This is a genomic window from Microseira wollei NIES-4236 (genome assembly GCF_020521235.1).
GTDB classification, from domain to species: Bacteria; Cyanobacteriota; Cyanobacteriia; order Cyanobacteriales; family Aerosakkonemataceae; genus Microseira; species Microseira wollei.
This window is the reverse complement of sequence record NZ_BLAY01000142.1, coordinates 1-20,991: the sequence shown is the minus strand read 5'-3', so window position 1 is coordinate 20,991 and position 20,991 is coordinate 1. Positions and strand designations below refer to the sequence as shown.

General features: G+C 45.9%; 15 protein-coding genes and 1 pseudogene. 5 read left to right on the top strand and 11 right to left on the bottom strand.

The genetic code is table 11. The features are described from left to right. The first annotated feature begins 31 nt into the window (after nucleotides 1–31). From MiSe_RS34795 to MiSe_RS34780, 4 genes are all read left to right on the top strand, one after another. Nucleotides 32–1,285 carry a HEAT repeat domain-containing protein gene (locus tag MiSe_RS34795; RefSeq protein WP_226588800.1) on the top strand — a complete coding sequence of 418 codons (1,254 nt, stop codon included), beginning with the start codon at nucleotides 32–34 and terminating at the stop codon, nucleotides 1,283–1,285. Nucleotides 1,286–1,464: 179 nt separating this feature from the next. Next, nucleotides 1,465–2,646, top strand: coding sequence for an NHL repeat-containing protein (locus MiSe_RS34790; RefSeq protein WP_226588797.1), 1,182 nt, complete (start codon nucleotides 1,465–1,467; stop codon nucleotides 2,644–2,646). Between the two features lie 174 nt (nucleotides 2,647–2,820). Next, on the top strand, nucleotides 2,821–4,428 hold the full coding sequence (locus MiSe_RS34785) for a Dyp-type peroxidase (protein WP_226588794.1): 1,608 nt from the start codon (nucleotides 2,821–2,823) through the stop codon (nucleotides 4,426–4,428). A 1-nt stretch (nucleotide 4,429) separates the two neighbouring features. After that, entirely contained in the window at nucleotides 4,430–4,864 is a 435-nt protein-coding gene (locus tag MiSe_RS34780) for a formylglycine-generating enzyme family protein (protein WP_226588790.1), read from the top strand. A gap of 29 nt (nucleotides 4,865–4,893) precedes the next feature. On the opposite strand, the gene MiSe_RS34775 is transcribed toward MiSe_RS34780, so the two are convergent. The 10 genes from MiSe_RS34775 to MiSe_RS34730 all read right to left on the bottom strand — a co-directional run bounded on the left by MiSe_RS34775 (nucleotide 4,894) and on the right by MiSe_RS34730 (nucleotide 18,619). Further along, nucleotides 4,894–5,739, bottom strand: a complete 846-nt coding sequence (locus MiSe_RS34775) for a helix-turn-helix domain-containing protein (RefSeq protein WP_226588787.1) — start codon at nucleotides 5,737–5,739, stop codon at nucleotides 4,894–4,896. A gap of 85 nt (nucleotides 5,740–5,824) precedes the next feature. Next, nucleotides 5,825–6,253, bottom strand: coding sequence for an acyl-CoA thioesterase (locus tag MiSe_RS34770; RefSeq protein ID WP_226588785.1), 429 nt, complete (start codon nucleotides 6,251–6,253; stop codon nucleotides 5,825–5,827). Nucleotides 6,254–6,316: 63 nt separating this feature from the next. Further along, nucleotides 6,317–6,934, bottom strand: a complete 618-nt coding sequence (locus tag MiSe_RS34765; RefSeq protein ID WP_226588782.1) for a hypothetical protein — start codon at nucleotides 6,932–6,934, stop codon at nucleotides 6,317–6,319. Nucleotides 6,935–6,983: 49 nt separating this feature from the next. Continuing rightward, nucleotides 6,984–12,995 carry a type I polyketide synthase gene (locus MiSe_RS34760; protein WP_226588779.1) on the bottom strand — a complete coding sequence of 2,004 codons (6,012 nt, stop codon included), beginning with the start codon at nucleotides 12,993–12,995 and terminating at the stop codon, nucleotides 6,984–6,986. A gap of 10 nt (nucleotides 12,996–13,005) precedes the next feature. Beyond that, nucleotides 13,006–13,368: a VOC family protein gene (locus MiSe_RS34755; RefSeq protein ID WP_226588776.1), complete on the bottom strand. Its 363-nt coding sequence runs from the start codon at nucleotides 13,366–13,368 to the stop codon at nucleotides 13,006–13,008. A gap of 108 nt (nucleotides 13,369–13,476) precedes the next feature. Further along, nucleotides 13,477–14,679 (bottom strand): hypothetical protein, encoded by a 1,203-nt coding sequence (locus MiSe_RS34750; protein ID WP_226588774.1) that lies wholly within the window; start codon nucleotides 14,677–14,679, stop codon nucleotides 13,477–13,479. Nucleotides 14,680–14,799: 120 nt separating this feature from the next. Next, nucleotides 14,800–15,744, bottom strand: a complete 945-nt coding sequence (locus tag MiSe_RS34745) for a hypothetical protein (protein ID WP_226588772.1) — start codon at nucleotides 15,742–15,744, stop codon at nucleotides 14,800–14,802. A 15-nt stretch (nucleotides 15,745–15,759) separates the two neighbouring features. After that, on the bottom strand, nucleotides 15,760–17,019 hold the full coding sequence (locus tag MiSe_RS34740) for an RNA-guided endonuclease InsQ/TnpB family protein (protein ID WP_226588770.1): 1,260 nt from the start codon (nucleotides 17,017–17,019) through the stop codon (nucleotides 15,760–15,762). A gap of 86 nt (nucleotides 17,020–17,105) precedes the next feature. Beyond that, nucleotides 17,106–17,597: an FG-GAP repeat domain-containing protein gene (locus tag MiSe_RS34735; RefSeq protein ID WP_226588768.1), complete on the bottom strand. Its 492-nt coding sequence runs from the start codon at nucleotides 17,595–17,597 to the stop codon at nucleotides 17,106–17,108. Then, on the bottom strand, nucleotides 17,594–18,619 hold the full coding sequence (locus tag MiSe_RS34730) for a DUF1702 family protein (RefSeq protein ID WP_226588766.1): 1,026 nt from the start codon (nucleotides 18,617–18,619) through the stop codon (nucleotides 17,594–17,596). Before MiSe_RS34730 ends, MiSe_RS34735 begins: the two co-directional genes overlap by 4 nt. Nucleotides 18,620–18,980: 361 nt before the next feature. On the opposite strand from MiSe_RS34730, the pseudogene MiSe_RS34725 reads away from it, so the two are divergent. Next, nucleotides 18,981–20,635: pseudogene (locus MiSe_RS34725) on the top strand (IS1634 family transposase). A 237-nt stretch (nucleotides 20,636–20,872) separates the two neighbouring features. Here MiSe_RS34725 and MiSe_RS53090 read toward each other — a convergent pair. After that, nucleotides 20,873–20,991, bottom strand: a 119-nt coding sequence (locus MiSe_RS53090) for a transposase (protein WP_373872944.1), incomplete at its 5' end; no start/stop codon positions are given.

Sequence of the window (20,991 nt, the reverse complement as noted above, 5' to 3'; positions counted from 1 at the left end):
GAATCCGAAAAGAATCAAGGGAGATTTAGCTATGTTTTTGCAAACTAAGAATCAAGAAGCTGCTGAAAAAGTATTTGCAACAGCTTATACAGACTTAGATCCTGAAGTTACATCAATGGATCCTGCTGAGCGATTAGAATTCTCGCGCCCGTCAAGAGCTGGAATCCAAAGATTTGATACGCGCAACGATGATGACTTGAGGGAAGTTATTTTCGATCACGTTCTCTCTATGGAGCGCGAACGGGCTGTGTGGGAATATGCGGATCGTAATAAAATTGAGGCTTTGTCTCTATTGCGAGAAGTAGCTAAGAAAGATTCAGATCCTTCGATTCGTTGGAGTACGCTCTGGGCTATTCAGAAATTTACTGGACTGCATGGGAAAGATACTATAGCTGAATCCCTCAGCGATGAGCATCCAGAAGTTAGAGATTGGGCAAAGCTTCTGCTTAGAGAAATATCTGGAGTATTAGAAGGAGAAGCAGATACAAGAGAAGCAAAGTTTGATCAAACGAATCCTTTTGATCAAACTTTGCCGCTACTAATTGCTGGCTATGCTCGTGTTCTTGTTCCAGGTCTGGGTTTTGTTCAAGCAACTCTATCTCCACAATGGTTTGAGTCAATCATGGGACGTGTGATGGCTTGCACCGTAGAAAAAACCTTTAATACTGATCTAGTTATTGAAAAGAAAATCGCTAAGTACTACTTAAGCGAAAAAGAACACTATGAAATTTACAAATTTGGAGGTCTTACACAGGAATTGGATAAGCATATTGCTCATCATCAGTATCAGTGTATGAGTCGCCATACATTTTTTCCTTCTGGGAAAGTAGGCGATATCTCTGTGGAGCCTATTGACGATTTAGACGTGATATTAAATAGAGTGGCTGAAACTGAAGCTATATCAACTTCAACGATTCAAGTTAATTTAGCTACTAAAGCAGCATATCCTGAAGCATCTCCCTCTTCACAACGCACTCAACCTTCAAAGATTGTGAGATCAGTAAGAGGAAAATATATGGGATTTGGTTACGCTAATTTAAAACAAATCATATCCAACGAAATGAAAATTGGTCCAGGGGAAGTTCAGCTTTCCAGCCCACATCATCCTGTAGTTGGTGCTTTAACTAATACTTTTCTGTTTGGAACATTCAAGGGTAAGTTGTCAGATCTTGATGATGATGGCTACTTAGATATAAATACGGAGCCGTGCCACGGAACTGTAAATGGAGAACTTGACTATGGTCTAACGCTGAAACCTAACCCAAATCCCTTTGAATCATTGTAAGGCAAAGGTATTGGCTATTTTTACAGCTTTGCCTAACTATAGAACTTTGGACATACAGGTAGTGTTTTAAATCCCTGATTCGATAGCCAAATCACCATCCATAGCGTGTTTTTAAATTTGTCCAAAGTCCAACTAATTATATTGGTTAATTGAACTTTCGAATATTGGAGCCTGAAATTATGAACCGACAAGAACAATTTGGTCGTGATTTACGTAGTTTTCTTATTGGCTTTCTGGGAGATAAAGCTAGCTCTTCAGAATCGGAAACCACTAAATATCCGGGAGGAAGTACATATCCAACAGGGCCATCCAGCGGCTATAATGATGAGTCTCAGCGATACATAAAGCCTCCTAAACCAGGTTTGCCAGATCTTGTAGCTGCTATAAATGTTGGAGCGAGGCTAACTAGTGGACATCTACTATTAGGGGTTCAGAAAGATCGAAGCATATATACATATGATCCGAACAGTGGAGAGGCGGAAATTGTTTGCAGTTTTCTCAACACGAAAATGACACCATGGCGAGTCATTATTGATACCAATAGTGCTATTTATGTTTGCATGTCAGGTGAACATCAAACAAACAAAAATAATTCATATGAAATTCTTTGGGGGCAGATTGGCGCACTGGTAAAAATAGAAACTCGAAAGGAGACAATGTCTATCATACCCGTCAATGTTAGATTACAAGATCCCTCACACATAATTCTGAAGGAGAATGGGAATCTACTCGTTGTTGACTTTCAGGGATTTGGAGGGACAGGCTCTTTATATGAAGTCAATCCCAGTTCTGGAGAAAGTATAACAATTGCTACCCAAGGAGTATTGCGCGATCCAATCTCTGCGGTAATTGGTGCAGATGGATATATATATGTTGCAAACTCTTATCAAACTTATGATACGCCTCTTGGAAATGATGGTCGCTTCCAAAAAAACTGGGGTAACGTTGTTAGGGTAGATCCTAAAAATCAGTCGATGGAGATTATTTATGATGAGAGTAATATACGAAAGGGGGTTATTTGTGGAATTGTTAAGACAGACAATCCTAATTGTTTAATAGTCATCCGAGTTGATTGGCCAGCCCATACTGAAGGTGCAGTTCTTTTACTATATTTGACAACCAGAAAAGTTGAACCTCTTCTTGAAGCAAGTAAAGATTTACCTAGATTTATTGCTCATCAGGCTGTTACTTGTATTAATGGAAAACTACTTGTGGCAGATAGTTACCAAAAAGAATTGCTTACAATCGATATGCATAGTAAGGAGATAATTAGTGTTAAATCAATGATGAATATTCTTGGCTCAACTAGAGGAATGATACATTCAATGCAAACTATTGAATCTATGGTCGTTATTCCCTAAGTGGAGATATGATCTGATTTTTCACGCTATGTGGAAAAGGCGATTTTAACCTTTTATCAAGCCCTGGTTTTTTCGTTCAATATTGTCATTAATTTTAAGCTATTCACAATAACCTTGTGGGAAAAATAGCGTACTTTCGTTGGTTGAGTACTTACTGTGAAAAGGAAATATGGCATGAGAATAGATGATTCTTTTGTAGATGAGTTGACTACATTTGGTAGAGAGCTTAGGCACTTCCTGTTGGGTTTTCTAGATAATAAGGAAACTGATGTAGAAATTACTGATAACTTCTGTAATGAGCCAATTCTGGAAGTTAATGAAATTCAGGGTAATGTCTTACCTGGTTTTAATAAGAATTATCAAACTCTACTTTTCCTTAAAATCAATAGTAAAGAACTTACGAAATCATGGCTTCGGCAAGTTCAGCCTCAAATTGCTACCCTAGAAGAAGTATTTGCCTTTAATGCAACGTACAAAGCAATTCGTAAACGTCGAGGGGCACATACAGAGACGGTTCAAGCCACATGGATTAATATTGCTTTCACTTTTGATGGTCTTAAAAAACTAACTGGAGATCTCGAACAATTCTTCGATTTGGCCTTCAAGAAAGGCATGCATGACCGCTCTATACTTTTAGGAGATCCAGCAGAAAGAAATGCTGAAGGCAATTGTAATAACTGGTTAATTGGTAGTCCGAATCAAGTTCCAGACATTATTTTGATAGTTGCCAGCGACAACAAAGACAAACTAGCCGATGAAGTAAGCAAGGTTGGGTCTAGCTTAAATGAGGGTTTGCGGATCATGTTTAAACAGCATGGAGAAGCCCCTCCCGAACCCTTCAGATCTCACGAACATTTTGGTTTCCGCGATGGGATCTCTCAACCTGGAATACGAGGGCGGCTATCAGATAATCCAACTGATTTCCTGACCTTACGTGAAAACCCCCAAAACCCCAATCAGGGTAAACCGGGTCAGGATTTGCTCTGGCCCGGTGAATTTGTTTTTGGCTATCCGAGACAAGACCCGACCGATCCGCTTAAACCTGGGCCAATTGCTGAAGCTGGTCCATCATGGGCGCGAAACGGATCTTTTTTGGTTTTTCGCAGGCTTCGTCAAGATGTTGAGGGATTTCGTAACTTCTTGCAAACCGTTGCAACGGAGCTAGCAAAGAAAAATCCTGAATTTGCTGGTATCACTCCTGAAAAAGTCGGTGCAAAACTTATGGGTCGGTGGCCGAGCGGTACACCCATTCTCAGTGCACCAGAAGCTGATATCCCCTCCATTGCAGAAAATAGCAATACCGACAATAACTTTGAATTTGGTGAAGATGCACTCGGATTAGTCTGCCCCCATGCCGCTCATATTCGGAAGGCTTATCCCCGTGATGACTTGAACCGAAAAAGTAGTGAAGCTGAAGTCCAAACCCATCGCCTACTTCGACGTGGAATCCCCTTTGGCAAGCCATATCCTGCTTCAGGTGAGCGGGGTTTGCTATTTCTTGCATATCAAACATCGATTGAACGTCAGTTTGAATTCGTCACACGTTTCTGGATAAATAACCCCGATTTCCGTGACAGTGGCGATGGATATGACCCTATCGTTGGACAAAACAATAGAGAAGGAGAAAAGCGTTCTCGGACATTTGTGCTTCCAATACGAAATGCTAATGGTAGCATTGACAAAATTTCCATCGAGCTTCCAAATGATTGGGTTATTCCTACTGGAGGAGGCTACTTTTTTGCTCCTTCGCTAAGTGCTCTTAAATACTTGGCAGCTAACTAATATGGATAGAAATACCATTATGATTGATTTTCCCCTGGAAGACCTCCAAGACCTTGAATACGAATCCGCTACCATTACCGCCAGCCCTGAAAGATGCCTCGCGATCAGTCGTCAAACCTGTCGTGGCATTCAAGGGCAATACCGCCAAGAAACCACTGAAGTTGCTCAGTTTCCTGCTAACCAGTTTGGGCTGTACGACATGCACGGCAACTTGTGGGAGTGGTGTGAAGACGACTGGCACGACAATTATAAGGAAGCCCCCAGCGATGGCAGTGCCTGGGTAGAGTCGGATCGTACAAAGACAAGGCTGCTGGTGCGCGGCGGTTCCTGGAACTTCATTCCGCAGGATTGCCGGTCTGCCTTTCGCTTCAGCGTTACGCGTGACATCAAAGACAACGACGTTGGTTTTCGGGTACTTCACAGAGTTGAAAGTTGAACTAGCTATATTACCCGTTTAGCTACCGCTCATAGTGTTCCAGCGTGGAGTTTACCCATAAATTTATCGAGATACTGGTTTAATAAAAAAGGAAGGGCAGTCAGAATAGGGGGATCGGTCAAGGACTTGGGTCGTAAACTAATATCGAGAGGTTGGCTGCTCTGACCTTGATGGACTGCTACTGGTCCAACACACCCATGTAAGAAAGTCTCTTGCAGCAAGTAAGACTGTGTCCTGTCAATCCCGGTAAAAGCAGCTGCAAAAACGTAGTAGGTTCCATCCGGAACATGAGTAAGATGATAGCTCCCCGGCGCAGTCAACAGAGTACAGCGAATTGGTTGACTTTGGGGGATTGACGTTGAGAAAAGTCCAACAAAAATCAGCCCTGTAAAAGATTCAGGAGCCTCAATCTGTCCCATGAGACTCGGTGCAAGCGGAACGACACGATCCAGAGAGGTTAAGTGTTGGCAATATTCTTTCAGAGAGGATGGGTCAAGCTCGGTAGCTAAGCGGCGCAGAGACCCGGGTGAGAGACCCACCAGTTGGGTAAAACGAGTGACAAAAGACCCTAAGCTGTTATATCCCACTTCATAGCAGATGTCAGTCACACTGAGCTGAGTTGTCAAGAGGAGGCGCTTGGCGACTTCCAAACGAAGGGCGTACAAAAATCGAGAAGGAGGAATTCCTGTAATTCGATGGAAAATACGGTTGAAATGATAGGGGCTAAGTGAAGCGATTGAAGCCATATCTTCTAGAGAGAGGGGTTCATCTAGGCTTTCGTGCATGGCTAGAATTACTCGTTCAACCGCGTGGTAATGTAACGGCACAGTTTTGTGGTCGTAGTGGGGATCTAGTACCAGACTATTAGCTTGCATAATCAGCTCCTATCCTAAAAAAAGAACGTTTCAAGTTAAATCACGAATTAGCGATCGCTCAAACTCTAACGATGACAGTAAACTTTCAAGCAGGTTCGGCATAGAGACGTAATGCCTCCCTTAGCTCTTCCGGCACGGGTGTCGGAACTAATTTTTCTCCCTCTCTACGCATGCAAGCCGCTTGTTGTTCGCCTCTAGCAACCAAGGTTTCTCCCTCGTCCGTGATGCGCCAGTATTCAAAGAGCATGGTAATCCGATTTTGGGTCAGTCCTCCCAGACGCATGCGGATGGCGACTTTATCGAAGGCAAACAGTTCAGACAAGTAATCACAGGAGACGCGAACCGTAACTAAGGCGAGGTTTTGAGACAGGTCTTTAATAATCTCAGGGGCACGATCTCGCAAGAACATTTCTCGACAGCGTCCCTGCCAGCGGACGTAGTTGACATAGTAGACGTTGCCAACGAGGTTGGTCTCTTCAAAGCTGACGATGTGCTGGTATTCGTAGGCTTTCATCAGTAAATTTTGGATGTTGATTGTTCATTGTTCACTACTGATTCATCTCTCATCCTGCCTCTCTTAAGCTGAAAGATTACTGCGGGCGGGCGGGAAACGATGATAGTACAAGGCAACCAGCATCGGAATGAGAACGATTAAGTTGTAGAACAGATGGAGTTCAATACGAGGCAGCCAAGGTTGGCCCGCAAAGGGATGCCCGCTAAAGAATTGGGCGATCAGTTGAGCGATACTTACTGGCGAAGCGAAGTCATAGAGGTTGTCATGGATCAGGGCTTGGCCAAGTAGAAGGGCGTGTTCAATGTGATGCCAGAACGCGATCGCAAGAGCGATATTCCACCAAAACAGCGCTAGACCAATTGTGATTGCTGGACGCAGTACTGCCAAACCGAGGAGCATAAAAAGGGCATGACCATAGTGCAACCACTCTGTTTTCATTAGCCAAGGGTACATCAACCCCAAAATGCCCATGCATTGAGGTCTTGGCCAGTGCAAGACCCAAAGTTGAACTCCCTGAATGAGATGTTCTGAGAGATGCGCCAGAACAACAATCATGAAGACTTGCATGGCGCTTTTGTGCCAGCGCCCGTTGAGAGCGTAAATTAGAAATTGGAGAGCCGATCCCAGTTTTGAGATTGGGGAAAAATTTCTGAGTTTAGGTTTTTTTTGAGTAATAGTCATGGTTAGTTTCTCCTTAATTTGTTTGAGATTGAAAAAACTGTAATTCTTTTTAAGCTTTGCCAGTGACTATTCGCTGCTTAGTTAAAACAGCGAAATTCAGTTGGTTTTCAGCCTGACCAACACAGACCGCAAAAGTCCCGATCGCCATCTCCCCAGACTCCAACCACACCTCAAGATCGGCCGCCTTAACCAGCGTTAAGGGAGCATTGACCGTTGCACCCGCTTTCTTGAGGCATTCACTGGCCGTCCAAACCCTTGTGGCGGCTGTATCTAAGCCCTCCTGAGCTTGGGAGGCGATCGCCTCGGCTAAGGCAAACCTTTCTCCTCCTAACAAATCTCGCCAGACGGCAACACTCCTTGACACCACAGATTCCACATCACACCCAAGGGAACCCGATCCCGTAACCACTAAAGTCAGATCGCCAGCATGGGCAACTGATACCGCTTTCCCATTGGTGAGTTCTGGTTTTCCATCAGGGCGGCGGGTGAGCATTGCTTCTTGTCCTACAAGAAGGGCGCGATCGCTCCTCACCCTCCTTTCCACCGTCCCATCGCTATCGATCGAGATCGCCACATCAGCAGTGGGAATAAATTCTCGAATCTGGCGTTCCAGATAAGGAGCGAGTAAGGAAGCGACCCAAGCTTGTCTGGTGTCCCGAACCTGGACGATCTGGAGGGTCAAGCCTTCCCACTGTTCTAAAACCTCGCCATCAGGGGTTAGAACTTGCAGATCGTAAATAAAGGTATCGCCGCTGCGCTGCCTTTCCTTGGCAACAACGAGGCAAGTCTCAGAGGTAGCGAGACGGTAGATTTTCAGTCTCTCAACCCCAACGGGCAAGAGGGTGGCATGGGGGACGCAAGCTTGTAAGGCGTGAATGACTGCATCTCTCGCTCCCGGATCGCCTAAGACTAATTCTGTGGGGAGATAGCGGCTAAACCAAGGCGCTATTGGGTCGATCTCGATCTCAGCAATACATTCTGTCGCCCTGAGATGGCGGTATTCCCGCAGCCGTTGAAAGCGCCCACGGTGGAAGAGGAGGTTGCCGTAGAGAGCTTGTTTGGGGTCGAATGGATTTGGGTTGCCGTTCTGCTGGAGGCAGATTCCAGCAGCGTGGGGCAACTGGGTTTCGCCGATTTGGGATTCCCCCTTTTTAAGGGGGGTAGGGGGGATCGGATTGGGGATGGGATTTTTTGTCGCCTGCCCTTTGCCGCCTGCCTTACTGAGGGTAGCCCGAAAATGCTCGACGGCAAATCCTGTCTGTTCACTTCTTAACACCACCTCAACTTTGCCGGACTCTCGCACTAAAGCAGCCAGGCGAATTTTCAGGGGAGAGGTTTCAGCAACGACGACGGGGCGATGGAATTGTACATCTTCAAACACGGGAATTTCCGAGGTTTCTAGCAACGCCATCGCCACCTGCGCCATAGCTTCTAATCCCATCACGCCAGGAAAGATGCGTTCCCCTTCATAGATGTGGTCGTTGAGGTAGGGATCCGTATCGGTTGAGAGTTCTGCATCTACAATTAATTCCACCCCCCGATAGTAAGCCCTCGGTTTCTCCAAAAAACGCAGGAAAGGCAGTTCTGGGCGTTCTACCTTCAGGGTAGGCGGTTCGCCAAAACGCCCGGTGACGACCACAGAAGTTACGGGTAAGGATTGCCCCATCAAGCGGCGCAGGATCCCAATTCCCGTATCGGGAGAAATAGGAGTAATCCCCTGCTGCATCAGTGCGTCAATGCGCCCTAATCGTTCCCCCATCCCCGCACCCGACCACACCGACCAATCCAGAGTCAGGCAGTGACAGTGGGAATATTGCGCCTTAAACTGGTCTACCAGACGGCCGAGCCATTCATTGGCGACAGCATAGTCTGCTTCTCCTGGCAGCCCCGTCCGCCCAATAATTGAGCCAAAAGCGACTAAGATTCTCAGTTTTTCTGGGTTGATTGCCGCTAAGAGATGGCGCAGCCCTTGAACCTTGGGAGCCTGAGTGGATAAAAAGTCATTTTTGTCAAGGGTTTTGATCAATTTTGGGTTGTTGACCCCCGCCCCGTGGAGGATAGCGGTAATCGTGCCTAGCTCTGCTTCGATGTGACTCACCGCTGTCCTGACAGCTTGAGCATCGGTGACATCGACAGAGAGATATTGGACTTGAATGCCCAAGGCTTGCATTCGAGCCAGATTATTGCTCAATTCCGCATCATTTTCTGGTTGAGAGCGCCCCAGTAACGCCAAACGCACTCCGGTGTCTTGAGCGAGAGCGAGAGCGCATTCAGCAGCAATTCCCTTACCGCCTCCCGTGACTAAGAGGACATCTGCTGATTTTAGATTTTGCTGTCCTTTCCTGTCGGAGATGCTTCGCGAACGGAGTCCGTTCTGCGGGCGGGTTTTGGATTTTGGATTGCGCCTCTCGACGGGAAGGGGAAATAGGCGGAGGACGGGGGAGTGGCGGATTCCTGTCGCATCATAATAGGCTTCCCAATAGCCCTGAGCAGCTTGCGCTTCTGCCACTACCCAAGCAGTTGCTTGAGGGTGTTCCAGGGGAAGATCGACTACACAGGTCGTTATTTTGGGATTTTCCAGGTAAAAAGTTCGGGCAAAAGAGGCAGCGCCACCGCCATGCTGTACCAAAACAAAGAGAGTTGGGATTTTATCGCCTTCTTCACTGAGCGAACTGCGGGTTTTGATGAGGGCTTGGGCAGCTTGTAACAAGACATCGATGTGACTTTCATCCGGGTTGGGGGGAAGGCAGGCAACCACCCCACTCCCTTCACAATCAGTGAACGCTTGCTCTAAGGCCCCTGCTAAAGGATATTCAGCAGGAGCAATAATTTTGAAAGCTGATGGCTGGCGGCTGACGGCTGAATTTTGCTGGATTACCTTGCTCAATAAGGGACGTTCTACCCATTCGACTGTAAAGGTACGAATCCAAGAATCTACCCCAGAGGGCACTTGTCTGTCATCTTCCACAGGGGCAGAATTCCCGATTTCTGACAGGTGTTCTAACGCTTGGGCAATTTCAGCTACCGTGGCATCCGCATAGTCTGTAGGAGACATCGGCGGGGAGAGATTGAGCATCCGCGCCGCTTCCGCTACTAATTGCCCAACCGTAATGGAATTGAGATGTAAATCGCTCAACAGGCGATGGTCATCTTTGACAGATGCCGGCGGCAGTTCCACACGGTGCGCGACTAACTGGCGGACGCATTCCAAGGGGGATGGCAGAGGTAGAGTGCCATTGAAAGCTAAAGAAGAACTTTCTAATCCCCTGTCTTCTGTCTCCTGTTCTCTGTTGTCTATCTGCTGTTTCGTTGTTGCTCCAACTGGTGCTAACTCACAGGGATTGGCAAAAAATTGGGGATGCCAGTCGAGATTGAAGGGGCGGGTAAAGCGACTGGCATAGAGGGACAGGTGCTTAATGGGAACGCCAAGGGCAAACGCGGCTCCAGCCGCCTGTAACAAGCCTTTGATGGAGGGTCCGCCCGCATCTAAAGAGATGGACCGAACGCCGAGAAAATCCTGACACAACCCACTTAAAATGCGCCCTGGCCCCACTTCAATCAACAGATCCAAGTCTTTGGCGGCGGTAGTAGCCGCTTCCTGGAAGTGTACTGGAGTCGTAATCTGCCGGACGAGCAGCTCTCTTAAATCTTCATCGGCTTCAAGTGTAAGTCCCGTGACAGTAGAAACGACTCTTCTGCACAAAGGGGAGAACATCTGTCGTGCTAGATATTGCGCGAGAGGTTGAGCCGCATCCGCGACGAGGGGAGAGTGAAAGGCATGGGAAACGGGCAATTCGACCGTCCGCCACCCCTGGACTTGGGCGCGTTCCATGGCGGCGAGCACGACGCTCCGGTCGCCAGAAATGACTGTTTGCTGGGGAGAGTTGAAGCCAGCGATCGCCACGACTTTCCCCTTGAGTAAGCCTCGAACAGCTTGAGCACTTGCGCCAATACTGGCCATTGCGCCACTAGAACTGCTTAAATCAGCCATCGCCTTGCCGCGAAACTTGGCAAGGCGAATCAAGGCAGCAACATCCATCCCCTGAGCCCAGTGTAGGGCGCACAGTTCACCTAAACTGTGCCCGACAGCGACCTCGGCATTGATGTCCAGTTGTTCGAGCAGTCGCAACCCGGCGGCGGAAGCGGTGACGATCGCCGGTTGGGCGACGGCTGTCGATTTGGTATCTCCCTCAAGAGGGAGATCGGCTTGTTGATATAATTCCTTCAACCCAGGAAAGCGGCGCTCCCAAGCTCCCCCATCGAGATAGACGGCAGCCGCTTGTCCGGGGAAGAGGAAACCGATGCGAGGCACCTTGAGGCTCCGGCTCAAGAAGAGCGAGGAGTTCTGGCTCCGGCTTTCGGCTTCCGGCTTCTCGCCTTCTGAAAGCCAAGAGCTTAGGGTTTCTAAATGTTGGGTCAATTCTTGGGGATGGGCGGTCACGATGGCAGCCCGACAGGGCATTGAGGGCGTTAACCCCCGCGCCAATTCAGCCGCTAAGTCTCCCACTTCTGCCCTAGAAAGTCGAGGAGCAATGGTGAGCAGATGTTGGACTTTTTGCTGCAATTCCCCCTCATTTTCAGCCCCTAATAAAATGAGTTCAGCATCTTGAGCGCTGCTGAGGAGAGTTTGTTCTGGGGGAGTGAGGGTTTGCCGCCGGATTGCCGTCACGCCTTCGAGGACGACATGGGTATTAATTCCCCCAAACCCCATCGCGCTGACTCCCGCCCGCAGAGGCGTTAACTCCGGCCAAAGTTGACCTTGCTTGAGAGGTTTCAAGTGCGGATTGTCCTCTGTTAGTTGGGAGTGTGGTTGCTCGCAAGCCGTATTGGGAGGTAAGATTTGGCTGTAGACTGCCATTGTCGCCTTAATCAGCCCTGCCATCCCGGCGGCAGCTTTTGTATGTCCGATGTTGGCCTTAACTGACCCGATGACCGCACTCTGCCGGCTCGTTCCCCGAAAGGCTTCTTCACGGGCGCGAGAGAGGGCTGTCAATTCTGCCGTATCTCCAACTCGGGTTCCGGTGCCGTGCCCTTCCAAATACCCTACCGTATCAAGGCCGAATCCTGCCCGTTGATAGGCCCGTTGGATGGCGAGTAATTGCCCTTCAACTTCAGGGCGGGTAATGCCTCCATTGCCATCTGAGGAGATGCCCCAACCGCGAATTAAACTGTAAATTCGCCGCTGCTGGGCTAAAGCCTCTTCATAGCGCATCAACACGATAAAGCCACAGCCTTCTCCTGGGATGAAGCCCGCCGAACGCCTATCGTACACCCACATCTCACCTTCAGCGAGCGCCCCTACCTTGGCAAACCCGACTAGCTCAAAGGGATCTAAACTCAAATCTACGCCACCGGCAAGCGCCACATCCAAATCTCCTGCCACCAAAGCAGAACAAGCATTCGCCACCGCTAACAGCGAAGAACTACAGGCGCCATCGACCACATACCCGCCGCCTTTGAGATCGAAGTGGTTGCAGATGCGCCCGGCAATGGTGTTGGATAGGTTGCCTGCGAGGGATTCTTCGCCGATGGGCGGGAAGGAGTCTTTATAGTGCGCTTCTAAATCTCGCAGGAACGCCCGTCTTTCTTGCTCTGGCATCCCCTGTTCTAGCAACTTGGCTTCTAGGATGCGGCGCACATAAGGCCAGCGCAGGCGCAGGCTATTGGCTCGCGAAAATTCTCCTGCCAGGGTATTTCCCAATAAAACGCCCGTCGTCTCGCGGGGCAAATCTTGCCCATCCGAGAAGCCAGCATCAGCTAAGGCTTGGGCAGCTACATCCAAAGCCAGCCAATGGGCTAAATCGGCAGAACGGTAGGTACTCCCCGCGACTCGGAATTTGGCGCGATCGAACTCATAGCCTTCAATGAGGGCAGCTTCTTGAGAATAGATGGCATCTGGTGCTGTGCGCTCGGACGAGAAATAATCATCGAGGGACAATCTTTCCCGGGGAATTTGTCGGAAAGCGCGGCGTTGGGCGAGGACATTTTCCCAGAGTTCGCGGGGCGATCGCGCATCGGGGTAGCAACAAGCCATTCCAATAATCGCAATTGTAGAGTGCATAGCTTAAATCTTATCCTCTGTTTATAAACTCTATTATTTCGATTAAATTTCCATCCGGATCTTCTATAAGCAGAAAACTGCTGTCATTATCTTTCCATTCCTTCATGATGTTAATACCATTTTTTAGTAAATACCTTTTTGCTTCTTTAAGATTAGAAACTACAATATCTAGGTATATGCAATGTCCATTTGGATAAAATTCTGTATTTTCTTTATCTGAATGAATTAAAATATGAATATCTCCTGTGCTTACAAAACAGCAATTCTCATCCTCATGCACTAAAGTAAAACCCAAAATTTGCTTATAAAATTTAACAGAAATTTGATAATGAAGTGATGGTATCACTACATTCATAATTCTTCCAATTGACATTTTTACCCTTCTTTAATCACTCTTGTGAACAAAAATTGCATTAACATTTGATAGCCCTTGCAATGTATGGCTTTCAGGCTCTTATTTCGCACAAATTCTTCTGATTTGTTAAGGTTCTAATTCAACATCTATTTTGTAGGGACGACTAACATCATTTTGCTCCCGCACATACAAAGTAAACCAAATATCTGTTAATTCATTAACCATCGGCGCAACAAATGTTGGGTTCAAAGAATTGGGATTTTGCAATTCCATTCCATGAGGAGCAACCCAGATAAATTCAGGTTGAGATTCTCGAAAACTAAATCTTGGAGTGACTCCCAATTCTACTGTTTCCCCGGAACGAACTCGTAGTATTGAAGGATGATCTACATCTAGCCTAGAAAGAGGAGCTTGGGAAGGGAGTGGTACATCTAAACGTGCTGCTCCTGCTAATTCTGGCTCCATACTATAAGGACGAATAGTAACTTCTAAATGCTCTTCCAAAGGATTGTCTATATGTCCGATGATATCAAACTCGAAAGGAGATTCCCCAAGAGCTATATTTTGAAGCAAAGAGCTGCTAATAGTAACTCCTCTTGTTGGAATAAGGAGAATAGCAGTTTGAACCACACCTACAGATTGTACTAATTCAACGGTAGCTCTGGTACTAAAGTTACCTTCACTATCGACTGCTGGAGAAGATGCATGAATTCTATACAAAATACGATTCACGGGAGTAATTTCTGAGCCTTCAGTAATTGTCATTACTGGCTCACCATCTGGATTACTTTCATCAAACAGTTCTACTGGATTTTTTAGCAAGAATTTAGGACTTCCATTGAATTGGGGAAATCCATTGAAAGGAACATCTGTCTCGTAAAGCAATGGTTCCTTGTTAAAAAGAAAAACATTCTGACGACCCAACAAAATTGGAATCGAAGATTCAAGCTCAAATTTCAAGTACAAGGATAAACTACCATTGCTTGGGAAAAAGTTTTCTTGGGTTTCATTCAAGGCTCGAAAAGCAATGGATGAAGTACCTATTTTTTGATTAAGCCTCGCTTCAACCTTAGAAAAAGGTGGCTGAATAGTCGAAGCTGTAATATTGATAAAGTTATGGTCTGCACTAGTAATACCTGGGAGAAAGCGATAACTTTGTGAGCCATGTTCTGCCAATTCAATCTGATTCAAGCCTATTGATAAACTTAAGGTTAGTGGCGCATTCATTAGATTTGCTTTCTGCTCTTCTGGCATTCCTGCTAAAGCCACTGCATTTAAACTAACCTCTAAATGACAAAGAGCGCTACTGCATCCAGCATGAGATCCCATAGTTTTCTCCTTAAGTTAAATTTCATTGATTGATTTGAGATGCAATTTCTATCATTTCAAAAAAATCCTGCGATCGTGAAACCAATGATTTTCTACAACAACTGTGATTTCAGACATAGCCTAAACCTCTACCACTGTAGTCGTTACAGGAGCAACAGTAGTAAACTTCTGAAGTGTAACCATTGTCTGAACTTGAAGGAGAATTCCCCGGACTGCACAGACAATTGTTAAAGCAAAGAAAAGTCCAAAGACAATATGACAGACCATCAGCATGCCGTAAGCGGCGGCTACGGATGCGCCAAAGATGATTTGCTCGAGGGGGTTACTTGGCGTTGTCCCTGGATCGGTCACCATATAAAAGGTAAAAAGGACAAAAGCTACTCCTGTCATGGGAACTAAAGCAGCCACTAGAGGCGTATCAAAGCAATAGCTCCTCAAAACTGCCTGAAGGAGGAAACCGCCTACCCAACCGACAATTAGCGGCAGCCGTCGCGTAAAACGAGCGTTGAGGAACGTCCCCGTACAGACGATAATTCCCGGTAAAATCCAATCTCCCCAACCATTGAGGTTTTCAGTAAACTGATAGGGTGGTGCAATGCCAACCCAGGCAAACAAGAGTAAGGTGACGGTAATTCCCAAGTTAGAAGGGTTCATGAAATGCCGTTTCCCTTGGCCTGCAGAAATCCTCAAGAGAGCTTTTGAGCCAATGGCAACTGCCGTAGCCAAGGCGATGGGCAATAGCTGTTCATTGGCATAGAGCAACATGGAAACGGCTAAGGCCGTAATGTGAGCAGGGAGGAGAAAATCGATGAATTTGCCAAAGCTTCCCCAGAAACGAGGTTGCTGGCAGTTTGCCCAACTATCAATGGCTTCTAACAGCAGTTCTAAACTGTAAGCGGTGCCCAGGGAGACAAGGGGATAGGCCCAGGATTGCTCGAAGCCGAAAACTGTATGTCCTAATAGGTTAAGAATAGTAATCGCTATCGCAAAACGCCGTAGTCCTGCAAGGCGATTGTTTTTTGTCCAACTGTCGTTTGTTATTTGTGCAACACAAAACTTACTCAAAACGAATAAAGCTACTCAACTTATTTGTTTTGACGTTTGCTTCCTGCTTCCACCAGGGGAGTCGGCTCCTAACCTGTCCGCAGGCGTAAATTCCGCGCTTGCCGCACGTACAAGGGTTTTTGGGGCATTTTCCAGATTGAGCGCTGCATTTAAATCGCGATCGATGGAAACGCCGCACCTCTGGCAAAAGTAAACGCGCTCTTCCAAAGGCATTGGCTGAATGTTGCCGCAGCAAGAGCATGTTTTGGAGGAGGGGAACCATCTGTCAACCAATTCTACCTTGGTGCTAAAAAACGCCGCCTTGTAAACCAGCATTCTCCGGAACTCATAAAACCCCAAACTGGAAATAGCTTCAGATAATTTCTGGTTAGCTATCATGCCTTGAACGTTCAGATCTTCAATCCGGATGTTGTGGTATTTAAGACTTATATCAGTCGTGATTTTTTGCAAAAAGTCTCGTCTGATGTTGGCAATTTGAGCGTGCCTTTTTGCCAGCCGTTGGTAGTATTTTAAGGCATTTCTTGATGCTTTTACCCCAGAGCTGCGGTTACCCAGTTGTTTGTTTCGATTGCGCCACTGTTCCTTACTTAGCTTGGTTTTCGCCTTTTTTAGGGATTGTGGCGCCAGGATTTTGGAGCCATTTGACAAGGTGGCAAAGCATTTAACGCCCAAGTCAATACCAATCGATTGAACTGGATGTAAAAGCGGTGGAATCTTGTCAATGTCGAGCGCAAAAGAGACAAACCATTTGTCGGCTACTCTCGAAACAGTAAATGTTTGGCTTGAACATAAGAATGGAATTGGTTTCTTTAGTCTGAATTCTCCTAAGCCAGGGATGGAAATTTTCTTACCTGGGTAAAGTATTTGACGATTCGTGAACGGAATCATCGGCTCACCCTTGGCAGGATACACCCCTGACTTTTTTAGGACGGTAAAACTATCGCCCCGTTTTTTTGATTTGAATCTAGGGAAACCAGAATTCCCTTTTCGCCATCGGTCAATAGCTTTGGCTAAATTTCTTAGTGCTGATGAATAGACGGCTGATGGATATTCTTTCATCCAAGCGTATTCTGGCTTGGTTTTGACATGGTTGGTGAAGACTTTCTCGATTTCGGTTAAGCGCTTGGAATCACTAGCTTTGATACCCTCAAACGCCCACGAAGAAGCAAGTAGCGATAGGCCAAAGTTGTATACCAAGCGGCTAAAGCCAGCGCAACCGGCTAGGAATGACCTCTCTTTATTATTTAACTTTAGTTCTAACTTCAGGCTATACATCACAGAGGGCAGGAAGTAATGAGCGTTAAAGTGCGAGCGAAATGCTGAGGATTGAACGAAATAGGTAGAGATTTTGTTACTTGGTATTACGTCCGCCCCCAATAGTAAACCAGCAAATCCATCTGCCCATCTTCATTGAAATCCCCAGGAAGGCAGCCCATCGGTGCCATCGTGGTTGCATCGTAAGGAAGGGAACCAGGAGTTAATTCAAAAGGTTGATAGCGGTTTTCAGTTTCTGGTATGGGGGCGACTATCGCCTGGTCAGTGCGCGTATCTACATAACAAGCGTCGTTGGGCAAACCATCTCCATCTAAATCGTTGAGTGCTATTGAAGCTCCCACCGCAGAAATCCAGGCGGCATGGCGTTCCAAACTGGGATGCACTGAGCGCAGGAATTTTTGAGGTTTTCCTGCCAATTCCGGCAAGGGTAAAGCCGTAAACTCAAACCGGGACGCGAGCGCCGCTCTTTCACTGGCTGACAGGGCAGGAAGGCGGCTAAAACTCCAGAGACTGACAATCACTGCCATCGCCACTAACGGTTTGGCGTACTTTTTAATGAACTGAGCTAACGTTTTCATGGGTTAACCTGGACTGCTACAAATTGAGCTTGGATTCGCTGTCGCCAGACTTCGTAAGCAGGATTTGCCCCGTCTGGGTGCAAGTCTTCCAGCATCCTGTCAGTAATTCCTGCGGCTGCTTCGGCGGACATGGCGCACAACACTTGACACGCCACCTCCGTATGAGCAGTTAAATTCCCCACCCTTTGGCGGCTCTTGGCGGCAAAGGCTGCTCCCTGAGATAACTCTGACCAATAAGGCTGGGCAGCTACCTGTAAGGCTTCTATGACTGCTCGTTCCACGCCACCCGCATAGGCGCAGGCTAAACCTACCCCACTCCAAAGATCTGCTCGCCTGCTAGGGGAGAAATTCTCAATGGCATGGTGGATGCGCCTGACATCAGCCCCTTTGACAAACCAAAGACTGCGCCCCAACCCCTGATCGAAAACCCGACAGGCATACCCGGAAAGTCGGGGGGGAATGGCCATTTCCTGAATATACCGACGCCAGTCAAAATACCCCTGATGGAAGCCATAGCCATCCAAGGCTAGCCATCCCAGGACAGGATCGATGTCCCCCTCCATCCCCCAACATCTTTCTCTGTGCGAAGGAGAAAGGGTAGCCGACAGGGTTTTATTGAGTTGAGCCAGATACCACTCAATTCCCCAAGGAAGTCGGGCTAACGCCCAACCAACTCCTACATACACCATATAGGCATACTCGCTGCCTGCACCTTTTAAAAAGGACTGCACTCGGTTTCGCTTCCAAGGCGTTAAGCCATCTAGCAAAGCCAGTCCCATAGCAGCTCCCTCAAAAGCAAACCCGCGCAACTCAATTTCAATCGCATTTAGCTGGCGCACGAGCCCCTCTGGTCGATCGTCGTTGAGTGCCGCCTGGTAGCCGAGCAAAAATATTTGACCGATCTGCTCCAGTCGCTGCCGCAACCCTGCGTCCCCCTCCAGAAAACCCCTTTTAGCAAAGGTCGCCTCCTGCAGCGAAATGCCGAAAAGGCGCTTACGCAGCCATTTCAAAAAGGAAACCATTATCAAACCTTTCTCAGTTTTATCCGTGTTAAAAAAAAGCAATTTGGAAGAAGTAAGAGCCTCCAAAAATTTGAGATATTAATGATTAAAGTTGGCTTCTATAAAAATTCGCTATAATTATGCTATTGTAATACTTGCAATGTTATGACTCATACTTAATCAATCTTTATAAATTATTATGGCAAACTGTATATTTTGCTACAATAAGCTGTTCGGCATTTAAACCCACATTCCGCAGATATTAAAGCAGATTTAATGCGAAGTAAATTTATCCATATACAAGCTCCAAATGATTGCTAGGCAATCATTTGGAGCTTGTATAATGTACAATAATCAAGCGGGGTAGCTAGAGAGAAAAACCATGAATGAGCCTCAAGATGCCATAAAAGTCCAAAATTTAGACCATTTAGGAATAGTAGCGGGAATAATAGACGAAATGGAATTGGTAGAAGAAGTGAATAAAAAAGTGGGAATAAGAAATAAAGAAACCCTCAGCCCAGGACAAGCGATCAAAGCGATGATTTTGAATGGACTAGGGTTTTTGAGTGCCCCATTATATATATTTGAATAGTTTTTTGTCGGCAAAGCAACAGAACATCTAATCGGAAAAGGAGTATTACCAGAACATTTAAACGATGACAGGGAAGAGCCTTAGACAAATATTATCAAGCAGGAACCACGAAATTATTTACAGCGATCGCGCTCAAAGCAGCAGAAAAATTCCAAGTAAAAATGAACAGCGTTCATTTAGACGGAAGTTCAATGTACGTACATGGAGAATATGAAAGCAACGCTGAAGCCAGCCATAAAATAGCAGGAGAAGCATCAGCATCAGACTCAGAAATGAAACCCATAGAAATAGTTCATGGTTATTCCAGAGATCGCAGACCAGACCTGAAACAATTTATCATAGACATGATTGTGACCGGAGACGGAGACGTGCCATTGTATCTAAAAATAGATTCAGGAAACGTCGATGATAAAAGTGTCTTTGTAGACAGACTAAAAGAATTTAAAAATCAGTGGACATTTTCCGGAATTTGTGTAGCAGACAGCGCCTTATACACCGCCGATAATTTGTCAGCGATGCCGGGAATTAAATGGATAACGAGAGTCCCATTCAGTATTAAAGATGCACAAATTAAAATTTTAGACATTCAAGAGAATGAATGGCTTGCCAGCCAATTAAAAGGATATAAAATCGCCGAGAGAACCAGTGAATATGGAAACATCAAGCAAAGATGGCTGGTGATAGAAAGTGAAGCGATAAAACTAGCCAATATTAAACAAGTAGAAAAGACTGTAGAAAAACATGAATCAAGCGCCAAAGTAGCACTGCGTAAGCTATACCGGCAATAGTTTGCTTGTCAATCAGACGCATAAATAGCCATAAAAATGCTATCATAATCATGGAATTATCACCAAATTGCAGAAATTGAATGCCTAGAAAAACTCGTCAATAAAAAAACAGCGAACCTCAAAAAAACGAGCAACCAAAAGACAGTAGTCTATCAAATAACCGGGGAAATAGAAACCAGAAGATCCGTCATAGAAGAGGAAAAGCTCAAAGCTGGAAGATTTATTTTAGCCACAAACATTCTAGATAAAAATGAAGTGAGCAATCAGCAGGTATTAGAAGAATACAAAAGTCAACGCAGTGAAAGAGGATTTAGATTCTTAAAATATCCGTTGTTTTTCACCTCAAATGTCTTCGTCAAAAATCCGCAGAGAGTCGAGGCAATAGCGATGGTAATGGGATTGTGTTTATTAGTGTATAACCAGGCTCAAAGAAAGTTGAGACAAGCATTAGAGTCAGCCGGTAGCATCAGGAATCAGGTCAAGAAATTAACGAATAAACCGACGATGCGCTGGGTATTTCAGATGTTTCAGGCCGTGCATTTAGTCACCTTGAATGGAGCTGATCAGGTCAGCAATTTAACATCAGAACGTCAACAGATATTGAACTATTTAGGCCAAGTTTGCGGTCAATATTATTTAATGGTTGAAGATGGATAAAACTCAATATAAATATGGAGATATTTGGGAATATATTCAATTATTGGTCAAGATAACAACCATCTTGTCAGAGATTATATTCTGTAATTTAGACTAAATAATTTGATTAATTGCCAAAATCAATCTATTTAAAGAAATCTATCAAATCAACTTTCTTAGATGTCGGTTAATTGGAACAAAAAGCGACACTAAAATCAGAAAACATAGGATCTGAAAATTTTCAGATCTGAGAATACATCAAAAGTCCTGGTAATCCGAGTCAGATCTGCGGAATGTGGGTATAACTATGACAGCGTTGGGGAAAACTTCAGTAATAACTTTCTTAAATCCTCTCCACATATCAACGCTGACCTCTT

What these genes read in the sequence shown, in the direction of transcription:
- MiSe_RS34755 (WP_226588776.1), bottom strand. Translation starts at nt 13,368, where the DNA reads ATGTCAATTGGAAGAATTATGAATGTAGTGATACCATCACTTCATTAT.
- MiSe_RS34760 (WP_226588779.1), bottom strand. Translation starts at nt 12,995, where the DNA reads ATGCACTCTACAATTGCGATTATTGGAATGGCTTGTTGCTACCCCGAT.
- MiSe_RS34775 (WP_226588787.1), bottom strand. Translation starts at nt 5,739, where the DNA reads ATGCAAGCTAATAGTCTGGTACTAGATCCCCACTACGACCACAAAACT.
- MiSe_RS34730 (WP_226588766.1), bottom strand. Translation starts at nt 18,619, where the DNA reads ATGGTTTCCTTTTTGAAATGGCTGCGTAAGCGCCTTTTCGGCATTTCG.
- MiSe_RS34740 (WP_226588770.1), bottom strand. Translation starts at nt 17,019, where the DNA reads ATGTATAGCCTGAAGTTAGAACTAAAGTTAAATAATAAAGAGAGGTCA.
- MiSe_RS34790 (WP_226588797.1), top strand. Translation starts at nt 1,465, where the DNA reads ATGAACCGACAAGAACAATTTGGTCGTGATTTACGTAGTTTTCTTATT.
- MiSe_RS34770 (WP_226588785.1), bottom strand. Translation starts at nt 6,253, where the DNA reads ATGAAAGCCTACGAATACCAGCACATCGTCAGCTTTGAAGAGACCAAC.
- MiSe_RS34780 (WP_226588790.1), top strand. Translation starts at nt 4,430, where the DNA reads ATGGATAGAAATACCATTATGATTGATTTTCCCCTGGAAGACCTCCAA.
- MiSe_RS34795 (WP_226588800.1), top strand. Translation starts at nt 32, where the DNA reads ATGTTTTTGCAAACTAAGAATCAAGAAGCTGCTGAAAAAGTATTTGCA.
- MiSe_RS34735 (WP_226588768.1), bottom strand. Translation starts at nt 17,597, where the DNA reads ATGAAAACGTTAGCTCAGTTCATTAAAAAGTACGCCAAACCGTTAGTG.
- MiSe_RS34765 (WP_226588782.1), bottom strand. Translation starts at nt 6,934, where the DNA reads ATGACTATTACTCAAAAAAAACCTAAACTCAGAAATTTTTCCCCAATC.
- MiSe_RS34785 (WP_226588794.1), top strand. Translation starts at nt 2,821, where the DNA reads ATGAGAATAGATGATTCTTTTGTAGATGAGTTGACTACATTTGGTAGA.
- MiSe_RS34750 (WP_226588774.1), bottom strand. Translation starts at nt 14,679, where the DNA reads ATGGGATCTCATGCTGGATGCAGTAGCGCTCTTTGTCATTTAGAGGTT.